Source organism: Geomicrobium halophilum, assembly GCF_014207655.1.
GTDB classification, from domain to species: domain Bacteria; phylum Bacillota; class Bacilli; order Bacillales; family Marinococcaceae; genus Geomicrobium; species Geomicrobium halophilum.
The window spans coordinates 546570-557496 of sequence record NZ_JACHHJ010000001.1; the positions used below are offsets into that span (position 1 = coordinate 546570).

Here is a 10927-nt window from a genome sequence, read left to right on the forward strand (position 1 = left end):
GAATAGGGTGAGGAAGATGGATTGGTTTGCGGATATGCATGGCGTGCTTCTTTTCGGTCTTGCTCCGATTGTCCAAAAGGGTGATATGGATGCTGGGCTCATTTATATTGGAATCGGTCTCGTTTTTCTCATTATGACTGTTTTTGGTATTTACTCTTATATGAAGACTAAAGGTCTCATATTTTTCTATGATGCAGCACGAGCAGGGTGTTGGTATTTAATCACGGGTTCACTATTTGCTTCAGGGATTAGTGGCGCCACTTTTCTTGGTATGGTGGCATGTTTTTATGATTTTGGGACCGGTACGATGTGGATCGCTGTTGGGATTGCTTGGAGCTATTTTATTCTTCTTTTTCTAATTGGTCCAAAATTAAGACGTTTTGGGCAGTTGACCGTTTCAGATTATTTGGCTGAGCGTTTTGACAGTCCATTACTGCGTCCTGTATTTTGTGGGAGCGTTTCTTGACGTCATCGGCCGTAATGGCGATTTCTCATTCTGGGTTTATGGCTGCTCGTGATCGGGATTTCCATCATCGTTTTCCGCGCGCTCCCGAAACCCAAACCTCAACGCTCCCGGGAAGAATAACAACTTTGGTTTTCTCAGTATAAAAAAGATCTTCCGAGAACGCCGTTTAACAGTCGTTTTCGAAAGATCCTCTCGTTGTGCTATTTGACAGACGCAGTGATGCTTACATTCTACAATTCCTTAACGTAATCATCTGTGACGTGAACCTGCATTGCCTCCCCATCTTTCAGAAATTTAAATATACCGTTGTTGAAATCCGTGCCCAGTTCCTTGAAGAACAAACCTTCATGCTCACTATCCGCTGTGTGATTGAAGGAGAGGCGGTGATATTCCCACTCCCGGACTAAATAGGCACGGCCACCTTTCTCAAAATGGCCGTGTTGATCCTCCAATGTACGAGCAACTGTGACGAGGTGGAGATCAATGAATGGGATTTCTTTTAAAAGCGATTTAATCAACGATTCTTTCGCGAGTTCGCTCAAACGCCTCTGGGTCGTCTGGTCGAGAATAATCTGGGTGATATGCTTTTCTCGAGCAACTACCCCGATCACTTTTGGAACAGCGCGCTTCATTATCCTTGATGATAAGTTCATCGATGCCGTATTTACTCACCCACTTCTTCCAACGATCAACGTAATCCACTTTCTCAGCGTCCAGTTCATCGAGTGGGTTTGAATCGATCGTCAAAATGTCTAAAGGGCACCCGAGCATGTCCGCGATTCTGCAACCGCGCTGAATAAGCTTCTCACTGTTCGCTCAATAATACACAGATACCATAATTCTTTCATCTCATGACCTTCGTTTTTTTCATAGTGACCTCCCCTCACAACTATTTGTCCTATCTCGTTACGTGCGTGGTTCGCGAGATTCGGTAAGATCGTCTGCTTTCTCAAAGCGCACTAGTTCGACAAATACAGTCTAAGTTTTTTATCATATAATGGATCCATCCAAGTATTATCAGTCTTTGTTGCAGCGCCTTCTCTTTTAACTTTTCCGCATATCCCTTTATGTTAAATGGGGAAGGACGCTCGTTTTTTTTGCTATCATATGTTTAATATTTCCAATCTTATGCACTGCTAATGGGGAGGTAACTATGGAATATGTAGAACCGATTCGTGACCTGGATCAAATACGGGGGATCAAACAGAGCTTAAAAAAACGTTCACTTCGGGATTATTTACTTTTCACTCTCGGGATCAATACTGGGTTAAGAGTCAGCCATTTACTGGAACTGCGGATGAAACATATCACGGATGAGAAGGCCCAGCCTAAAGAGTTTTTGGTGATTTCCGATAACGAACCGGCTATTTATTTAAACAAAAGCGCGAAACAAGCCATCCGTAAGTATATCAAAGAAAAAACAACCATTCGCTCGGAAGAACATGTCTTCCTTTCAAATTACAACCACCAGGCCATCACACGGCAGCAGGCATATCGAATCATACGGAGGGCAGCTACCGATGTCGGTATCCATGGTCATATCGGAACCCATACACTGCGAAAAACATTCGGTTATCATGCGTTCATCCAGGGCGTTTCCTTATCTTTGCTTGAAGAACGTTTCCATCACGCAACACCTTCGGAAACATTACACTATATCGGCGTAAAACAGGAAGAAATCGGACCCCCGCTTATTGATGTCGACTTGTGATGGAAGGATCGGTTTTACCTGATGATAAATCGTATGAGTTGATTGGGTTACATAATCATATGTTATCATATTGTTGTGTAACCCAGAGAAAGTGAACAGGAGCTGTTCTGATAATACCAGCACACCCTGTGAATACGTTGATGCCTGCACATTGTTTCGGAAACGAACGATTGTGATCAATCATCGTATGCTTCATTACGATACATTCAAATCATCAGGAGTGATTTTTTTGTCGTTATTACATTGGATTATTCTCATTCCTTTCCTGGCGGCCGTTTTTGTGCCTTTGTTAGGAAGAGTGTTTCCTCGCGTACATACAGGATGGTTTGTTCTTTTTGTTCCGCTCACCCTCGTGGTTGTGAGTTGGGTTAGTTACTCATCCTTGATTGCCGATGGAGAGTCTATGCTTCATACGGTTCCCTGGGTACCCATGCTCGATATCAATTTCTCCGTCTATATTGACGGGCTCAGTTTTCTGTTTCTTCTTCTCATCACAGGTATCGGGGCGTTAGTGGTTTTATACTCTATCTATTATCTCGATAAAAAGAAGGAACGTCTGCAGAACTTTTATGTGTATCTGCTCATGTTTATCGGTGCCATGCTGGGTGTTGTTTTGTCGGACAATCTTATTGTCCTCTATGCGTTCTGGGAATTAACAAGCCTGGCATCCACCTTGCTGATAGGTTTTTGGTTCATTCGGAAAAAACCAATGTTCGGAGCGCAGAAGTCGATGCTCATCACGGTATTCGGCGGTTTTGCCATGCTAGTCGGATTTATGCTTCTTTATATCATGACCGGCACTTTCAGCATCAGGGAAATAATTGGTGAGGCAGATGTAATAATGGACCATGCTCTGTTCCTCCCCGCCATGATTCTAGTCCTTCTCGGAGCATTTACAAAGTCGGTTCAATTTCCGTTCCATATATGGCTGCCTGACGCCATGGAGGCCCCCACACCTGTCAGTGCCTATCTGCACTCCGCAACGATGGTGAAAGCGGGCATTTACCTCGTTGCCCGGATGATGCCCATTTTCGGAGGTTCAGCAGAATGGTTTTGGATTATTCTCATAACCGGGCTGTTCACAATGTTCTGGGGTGCTATTTCTGCTGTCCGGCAAAAAGACCTTAAAGCGATTTTGGCTTTTTCCACCGTCAGCCAATTGGGACTTATTATGTCTCTGCTCGGTGTGGGTTCCGCCGCTCTGTACGCACAAGATCCAGAGTTGGAAATGATGTATGCCGGCGCCATTGTTACGGCTATGTTTCACTTAATTAACCACTCGACCTTTAAGGGAAGCCTATTTATGGTCGCCGGCATTATCGACCATGAAACCGGAACACGAACTCTTTATAAATTGGGCGGCCTAATGACGATCATGCCGGTCACATTCACCGTCTCTGCGGTAGGCTTGGCAGCAATGGCGGGGATCCCCCCGTTTAACGGCTTTATCAGTAAAGAGATGTTTTTCGCAAACATGATTGAAGTCACCGATCTGCCCTTTTTCGGCATGGGCGATTGGTCCATTATCATTCCGATGATAGCCTGGATAGCCAGCATTTTCACATTCATCTACTGCGCGTACATGTTCTATAAAACATTTATGGGCAAATACGACAGGGCAAATTACTGGGTCGATGTGCACGAGGCATCACCGGGTCTGCTAGTCAGTCCCATTTTACTCGGCGGTCTCGTCATTATCCTCGGTTTGTTTCCGAACATTTTAACCAATGTCTTGATTCACCCTTCGGTGACGAGCATTCTTACAGGGATCTCCGTTGAACTGGAACCTTATTCCTTAACTCTTTGGCACGGTTTCGAGATCGAACTGTTTATGTCCATTGGGGTCGTCGCTGTAGGTGTCATCGCGTTCTTATACCACAACAAATGGACAGAGTGGGAGATTTACAGTAAGGATCGGGATGTGGTCAACATATTCTATGATCAAGGGATAGGCAAGTTGCAAGACGGTTCTCAGTGGATTACACGTTTGCAGATGACAGGTCGCCTTCGTGATTATTTCGTGTATATGCTTGTGTTCATCGTTATGCTGCTCGCCGTAACCATGTGGCGATCCGGTTCATTCCAAGACCTTCCTGAAGGAATAGCGTCCACCATGGACACGCCGTTGTATATGTACGTGGTCATGTTCACCTTGGTCGGAGCCGCGGCCGTCCTGCCGTTTATCAAATCACGGATCACCTTTATCATCACAATCGGTGTTCTCGGGCTGATGGTAGCGTTATTTTTCACCATCTTTAGTGCCCCGGATCTGGCTTTGACGCAACTGCTCGTGGAAACCGTGCTGCTCATCGTCCTTATGCTCGCTTTCCGGCATTTGCCTGAAATGACGACAGAGACCGAGAACCGGTCCTATAATACCGTGAATGTTCTCATAGCCGCCAGTGTAGGAGCGCTTGTTACCATGCTTTCGATTAGTGCCTACGCGTTAAGGCTTGATTTGGACTTTACCGCCATATCCGATTACTTTATCGAAAATGCCGTTCCTCTTGGCGGCGGATATAATATCGTCAACGTGACGCTCGTTGATTTCCGTGGCTTTGACACGGTTCTGGAAGCCTTGGTGCTCGGCATCGTCGCACTGGCGATTATCATGTTGGTTAAACACCGGTTCAAGGGAGGGGAAGATATATGAAGTATTCACGGTCCCATGACGTGATGCAACAGGTACTGTTAATAACCACGAGCTACTTCGTCCTTGCCTTCTCGCTTTACTTTCTTTTCGCCGGTCATAACAACCCCGGCGGAGGTTTTATCGGAGGGCTGACAACAGCATGTGCGCTCGCATTTATCTACCTTGTATTCGACCGGGATAAAGCCAATGAATATATCCGTTTTACATTTCCTGGTTTAATATCAATTGGTCTAGTATTGTCTCTGGGCACTGGTGCCATTGGTTTTTTCACCAATGACGCTTATCTAACCCAGTATTTCGATTACTTTGATTTTCCGTTTTTCGGTGAAATAGAACTGACAACCGCCCTGCCTTTTGACTTGGGAATTTATTTTGTTGTGGTCGGGGCAGCTATGGTTATTATGTTGCAAATTGCCGGTGATGAAGAGGAGGAAGATGAGAACTAATGGAATATTTAATATTCATAGGGATCGGAGTCCTTTTTAGCGTGGGCACATATCTCTTGCTTTGCAGAAGTTTGCTTAGAGTTATAGGCGGATTCATGGTCATCTCTCACGCTGTTCATATGCTCATCCTCACTATGGCTGGTTTAAACACAGGTTCAGCCCCTCTCGTTGATTTGAGTGGCAGCGACTCCACCGATCCTTTACCGCACGCCGTCATTCTGACAGCGATCGTCATCGGATTCGGTTTGACCTCTTTCCTTATTGTTCTGGCATATCGAACGTACAAAGCCCATAAAACAGACGACCTGGAAAAATTGAGAGGTGCTGATAATGAGTAATATAGTCGTACTGCCTATTCTGATTCCTGTGCTTGCAGGTGCACTGCTTATATTGCTCGTCAAGCGACACCGCCTTCAACGGTTTATGAGTGGATTATCAGCGATAGCGACATTGGCCGCATCTTTATATCTGGCCGTTTACACTTATAATAATGATGGGATTGCCACCTTGGAACTGGGAACATGGCCCGCGCCATTCGGGATTGTGATGGTGGCCGACTTATTGTCTGTTACCGTCGTTGCTGTCTCCTCGCTGGTCGGTGTCTGTTGTCTCTTTTTTGCTTTCAGGACACTGCACCCGGAAAGGGAAAGATACTATTTCCACCCGTTGTTCTTCTTCCTTATCACCGGTGTGAACGGAGCGGCATTGACTGGCGACATGTTCAATATGTTTGTGTTTTTTGAAGTGATGCTTCTTTCCTCCTATGCACTGATTGTCATCGGGGGCACTAAATTTCAGCTGCGTGAATCTTTCAAGTACGCGATTATTAACATCTTCGCATCCATGCTGTTTCTGGCAGGAATTGCCTATCTGTACGGGATCACAGGAACGTTGAATATGGCCCATATCGCCGAGCGCATCGATGGGCTTGAAGAAACAGGGGCATTGCCGGTTGTTGCCATTCTCTTTTTCATTGTATTTGCCATGAAAGGGGCATTGTTCCCGCTTTATTTCTGGCTTCCTCGGGCCTATTACGGGGCACCGATAGCCATTACAGCCCTGTTCGGCGGTCTCCTGACCAAAGTAGGGGTGTATGCGATTATTCGTACGTATACGCTCATCTTTACCCAAGATGTGGCATTCACCCATCACTTCCTCATCCTTTTGATCGCCGGTTTCACCATGCTTATTGGTGTTCTGGGCGCGGTATCATCATTCGATTTAAAAAAGATACTGTCTTATCATATCATCAGCCAGCTTGGCTACATTGTTATAGGAATCGGTCTTTTTACACCACTGGCTCTGGCAGGAACGATTTTTTATTACTTCCACCACATTTTTGTAAAAACGTCACTACTTCTGTTTTCGGGTGTCGTAGAACGGATAACGGGAACAACCGACTTGAAAAAAACCGGTGGTATACTGAAAACACATCCATCTTTGGCGTGGTTGTTTCTGATCCCGGCCTTATCCATCGCCGGAATTCCCCCGCTAAGCGGGTTTTTCGGGAAATTTGCGTTGGTTTTGGAAAGTTTGCAGGAAGCGAGCTATCTCATCGCGTTTGTGGCCATGTTTGTCGGACTGCTGACGCTGTTTTCCATGCTGAAAATCTTCATCAATGCTTTCTGGGGCGAACAGAAACATTCCAATAAGCAGGGTGAGACACCTATAATGGATGTTCTTGCACCTGTGCTGCCTTTAGTCTTCCTCACGATCACAATCGGTTTGGGAGCGCAATGGTCCTTCGGTTTTTCAATGGAAATTGCCGAGCAGTTGTTGGACCCTTCCATCTACATCGATTCTGTATTAAAGGAGTAGAACACATGGCCTTTCAACTATTCACAAATATTTTGGTAATGTTTGCCTGGATGCTCTTCTTCAACAGATACACAGTACAAGATGCTGTTTTCGGTTATGTTATAGGAGCGGTCGTTGTCCGGGTTCTCGCCCATTTTATGAGCGCGGAGTTTTACCTGAGAAGAGCCGCCTTCTTGCTCAAACTAATTGTAGTGTTTTTCAGAGAGCTCATTTCCGCCAATCTTTATGTGATGAGAATCCTTGCCAGCGTCAACATGAAGATTGCGCCCGGTTTCATCGCCGTACCGACCCGGCTGGAATCCAACACGGAAAAGGCACTGTTTGGTGTGATGATGTCATTGACACCGGGAACCATGGCGATCGAATTCTCAGATGATAACCACTATGTTTACGTACATGCACTGGACATCAAGGACAAACAAGTTGTTATCAACAGGGTGCAGACCATTTTTGAGAAAACCATTCTGGAGGTGACCCGGCCACATGATATTTGAAACGATTATGATTATTTTCCTATCTATTAAGTCCCTGGCTATCTTTCTCTGTTTCATAAGGGTCCTTTTGGGCCCAACCATGGCGGACCGGGCTTTGGCCTTGGATACTGTTGGGCTGCTTCTCATCGGTTTCGTCGGAAGCATCATGATCATTCATGAAACCATTGCCTATGCAGACATCGTCGTCGTTATTGCGATTCTTGCCTGTCTCGGATCCATAGCTATCGCCAAGTACCTGGAAAGAGGTGTTATCTTTGACCGCTATTGAAGGGATCATTGTATTGCTTGCAGGAGCGGGAACGATTTTCAGTCTATTTGCAGCCTTCGGGCTCATGCGTTTTCCCGACGTCTATGCGCGCATGCACGCCACTGGGAAGAACGCGACAGGCGGAGTCATCATGTCCATGTTAGCCACCTTTTTCTTTTTTCTCCTGCAACAGGATATTTTCCTTGGTACCCTGCTTCTTGTCATCTTGTTCGTATTTCTCACTACGCCAATCGTTACGCTCACCGTTGCCCGCTCCGCCTACCGCACCGGCGTACCCATGGACAAGATTGGCATCGAAGACGAACTAAAGGAGGAATACGCAAAAAGAAGACAAAGCCAAACAAAAGAAAATCAATCATAATGTCTCAAATACTCTGTTATACGCCAGAAAAAGGAAAAAAGCTCCCTATTTAGGGCGCTTTTTTTTACTCATATTGCGGACTGACGACAATTCTGGTTCCGTCCCACCGATGTGGGCGAAAATCCCTTCTTTCCCGACCAGCTCGCTGGTTGAATTTGGTTTGTACATTCGTTGGAAACATGCCCTTTTTGAGTAAAAGAGACGCGTGTTTTCTTTAAGTGTGGTCAAAAAGAGCCGAGAAGCTTTAGAAAATGTTAGCTTGTCGCCAAGATGGCGAGTCGATGAGTATTGCGTATAGATTGAGCCAGTAAGTGCGGAAAAGGGAGCCACTGGTTAGTAAATCACAAAATAATGAACTGCCATTGGAATGGTACTGTTCCAATGGCAGTGTATCTTATCTGAATCTTTTATCCTCTGATTGCTTATCAATAATCTCAATGGCCCAACGAACGAGTTCATCATGATCTAAACCCTTTTCCTTAGTCTATATACAGGTGGGTAATAACCTATCTTCCACTTTCACCATCACTGTCCTCAATCAACTGGGAAGTAACCTTTCTCAATAGCTTGTATCTCTGGAAAGAGAAACGCTTCTAGCCATGAATTGGTCATCGTATCGTTCGAACTTACAACACCAAGTTTCTTGGCGCGATGAACGACATCAGAGACTGTATTCCTTGAATGTCCAGTGCTAGAACTAATGGTTCTTTGACTGACTCCTTCAAAATACAGTTCCAGAATCTTACCGCAATGAACCATAAAAAACCCCTGTATAGTAGTTTCATGCTTGGTTGTCTGCATGTAACTTTATTATCCAAGAGGTTATTTTATTTATAGTAATGGCTCTATATTCTGCAAACCACGGCTCATAAATCCGCATAAGTGGCTCAATTCATCCGGCTAATAATCAGTCTAGACTTTCTTTATGCTCTGGAGTGCAAGGAAGCCCGTCTCGAGCATCCTGCTTGCACCACGAAAGCATTCACTTCTCACGAAGAAAAAGTGATTTTCTTTTTTTCCCGGGCCTTTTGAGCAACTTCTTTAATATTAAAATAGAATATCAAATCAATACAGGATATAATAACTTTACGATATCCATAAAAGATAAGAGGGAAAAAATGTACAGACTATTACTCTCAGACCGGGATAAAGAAGAACTTCAAGGGATTCAATGGTTCATTTCCAAATATTCATTGCCGATTACGACGATTGAAACGGCTGAGGATTTAACGTCCGCGGTTGATGATTTAGAGAATGGTTCTCCAGATATTGTTTGCTTTGAGTTGGACATGGTTCCAAATGACAAATGGGAGGTCATCAAGCCCTATATTCAGAACTTTTCTAAACAGGTGATCGCGATAACCGCTGAAGCCACGTTTGAACGTACGATGCAAGCGATGGACGTGCAGGCAGTGGATGTATGGGTGAAGCCGATCTCTCCCTCCCGGGTGAAACAGGCATTGCAGCAGGCTCTCAAAAATATAACCATCTTTTCTGAAGGGGAGAACTCCTCTTCCCTTAGACATAAGGTGAGTTATGAATCTTTATTCATTGAAGATCAACAACCGTTTCCGTATGCGGTTTATTTATTAAAAACAGAGTTTGCCGCTGATTTACCTCATTTACGGAAGTTTATTGATCAATTTGATTTTTATCACACGCCATCCATGTTTTCCATGAGCGATCGCATCGTACTTGTGTTTCATCATGAAATGATTGAGTCGGTAAGACAAGCGAAGCGTTTTTTACGTGAATGGGAGCGGACTTTTGTGAGTCCTTTAACCGTAGCTGTCCATTCGCAAAGCAAGGAAGAATCGTTACATCAGATTTACATAAAACTGCGCCAGGTCATGGAAACAACGTTTTTCACCGGGTACAAACAAGTGTTAGAAGCAAGACAGGCAGACCATGTTGCTTGGAAAGATATTGATCCTTTTCTAACGATGGAAGAGCAACGAAAATGGGTATATATGCTAGAAGAGGGTGAAAGCAAAGAAATAAAAACGTGGATGTATGAAGAATTTTTCAATCTGGAGCCTCCGTATCCTGAACCGGGCTTACTGCGTACGCGTTTAACAAGTATTTTAGCGCAGATTCGTCGCTTCATGATTCGCAACGGATTGGATTCTCATGAGTGTGAGGACTCTTATAAAAAAACGTTCGATAAGATTTTATACGGTCCCGTTCTTTACCGCATTGTACAGGACATGTTTCTTTTTTGTAATGAGCTTATTCAATCAACCGAACGGACAGGGAACATTAAAAGGAAAGATGTCGTCGAAAGCGCGATTTCATATATGGAAGAACATTTCACTGACCCAGCTATTGATTTGGTACAGGTAGCTGGCCATGTCGACCTGAGCGCTTCATACCTCAGTCATTTACTTTCGAAAAATTATCAGCGTTCTTTTCGCGAGATGCTGCTCTCCATCCGCCTTCAAAAAGCTAAGAAACTACTTGTTTCTTCAGACGAGAGCATTCAAAATATTTCCAATTCTACAGGGTTCAATAATCCCAATTACTTTAGCCGGGTGTTCAAAAAACACACGGGGAAAACCCCTAAAGTGTATCGACGTTCTCATTAAAAGGGGAGAAGGATATTATTTTTATAAAATGAACAAAATCTAATCGAAGTGCAAGAAAATGAAGGTTAAATATGCGAAGGTTTCATAATGATCATTGATTTTTATCTAAATTCGAAAATTTATGT

At 44.3% G+C, this 10927-nt stretch carries 12 protein-coding genes; 10 read left to right on the top strand and 2 right to left on the bottom strand.

Annotated elements, in window-relative coordinates; genetic code table 11:
- The first annotated feature begins 16 nt into the window (after window positions 1–16).
- Window positions 17–466, top strand: a complete 450-nt coding sequence (locus HNR44_RS02650; protein WP_184402568.1) for a sodium:solute symporter family transporter — start codon at window positions 17–19, stop codon at window positions 464–466.
- 230 nt (window positions 467–696) lie between these two features.
- Here the strand turns inward: HNR44_RS02650 and HNR44_RS02655 are convergent, their stop codons facing one another.
- Entirely contained in the window at window positions 697–1098 is a 402-nt protein-coding gene (locus HNR44_RS02655) for an adenine nucleotide alpha hydrolase family protein (protein WP_343069340.1), read from the bottom strand.
- A 521-nt stretch (window positions 1099–1619) separates the two neighbouring features.
- On the opposite strand from HNR44_RS02655, the gene HNR44_RS02660 reads away from it, so the two are divergent.
- The 8 genes from HNR44_RS02660 to mnhG all read left to right on the top strand — a co-directional run bounded on the left by HNR44_RS02660 (window position 1620) and on the right by mnhG (window position 8217).
- The gene (locus HNR44_RS02660; protein WP_184402569.1) at window positions 1620–2177 is read left to right on the top strand and encodes a tyrosine-type recombinase/integrase; all 558 of its coding nucleotides are present in this window, start codon (window positions 1620–1622) and stop codon (window positions 2175–2177) included.
- Window positions 2178–2406: 229 nt separating this feature from the next.
- Window positions 2407–4830 carry a Na+/H+ antiporter subunit A gene (locus HNR44_RS02665; RefSeq protein ID WP_184402570.1) on the top strand — a complete coding sequence of 808 codons (2424 nt, stop codon included), beginning with the start codon at window positions 2407–2409 and terminating at the stop codon, window positions 4828–4830.
- Window positions 4827–5276 carry an MnhB domain-containing protein gene (locus HNR44_RS02670; protein WP_184402571.1) on the top strand — a complete coding sequence of 150 codons (450 nt, stop codon included), beginning with the start codon at window positions 4827–4829 and terminating at the stop codon, window positions 5274–5276. Before HNR44_RS02665 ends, HNR44_RS02670 begins: the two co-directional genes overlap by 4 nt.
- Entirely contained in the window at window positions 5276–5614 is a 339-nt protein-coding gene (locus HNR44_RS02675) for a Na(+)/H(+) antiporter subunit C (RefSeq protein WP_184402572.1), read from the top strand. The genes HNR44_RS02670 and HNR44_RS02675 overlap by 1 nt, the downstream gene beginning before the upstream one ends.
- On the top strand, window positions 5607–7094 hold the full coding sequence (locus tag HNR44_RS02680) for a Na+/H+ antiporter subunit D (RefSeq protein WP_184402573.1): 1488 nt from the start codon (window positions 5607–5609) through the stop codon (window positions 7092–7094). The genes HNR44_RS02675 and HNR44_RS02680 overlap by 8 nt, the downstream gene beginning before the upstream one ends.
- Before the next feature lie 5 nt (window positions 7095–7099).
- Complete coding sequence (locus tag HNR44_RS02685) at window positions 7100–7588, top strand: Na+/H+ antiporter subunit E (protein WP_184402574.1); 489 nt, start codon at window positions 7100–7102, stop codon at window positions 7586–7588.
- Window positions 7578–7856 carry a monovalent cation/H+ antiporter complex subunit F gene (locus HNR44_RS02690; protein WP_221434192.1) on the top strand — a complete coding sequence of 93 codons (279 nt, stop codon included), beginning with the start codon at window positions 7578–7580 and terminating at the stop codon, window positions 7854–7856. Before HNR44_RS02685 ends, HNR44_RS02690 begins: the two co-directional genes overlap by 11 nt.
- Entirely contained in the window at window positions 7843–8217 is a 375-nt protein-coding gene (mnhG, locus tag HNR44_RS02695; protein ID WP_184402575.1) for a monovalent cation/H(+) antiporter subunit G, read from the top strand. Before HNR44_RS02690 ends, mnhG begins: the two co-directional genes overlap by 14 nt.
- A gap of 534 nt (window positions 8218–8751) precedes the next feature.
- Here mnhG and HNR44_RS02700 read toward each other — a convergent pair.
- A complete protein-coding gene (locus tag HNR44_RS02700) occupies window positions 8752–8976 on the bottom strand; it encodes a hypothetical protein (protein WP_184402576.1) in 225 nt (74 codons plus the stop codon).
- A gap of 359 nt (window positions 8977–9335) precedes the next feature.
- On the opposite strand from HNR44_RS02700, the gene HNR44_RS02705 reads away from it, so the two are divergent.
- Window positions 9336–10802, top strand: a complete 1467-nt coding sequence (locus HNR44_RS02705; RefSeq protein WP_184402577.1) for a helix-turn-helix domain-containing protein — start codon at window positions 9336–9338, stop codon at window positions 10800–10802.
- The last annotated feature ends 125 nt before the right edge of the window (window positions 10803–10927 follow it).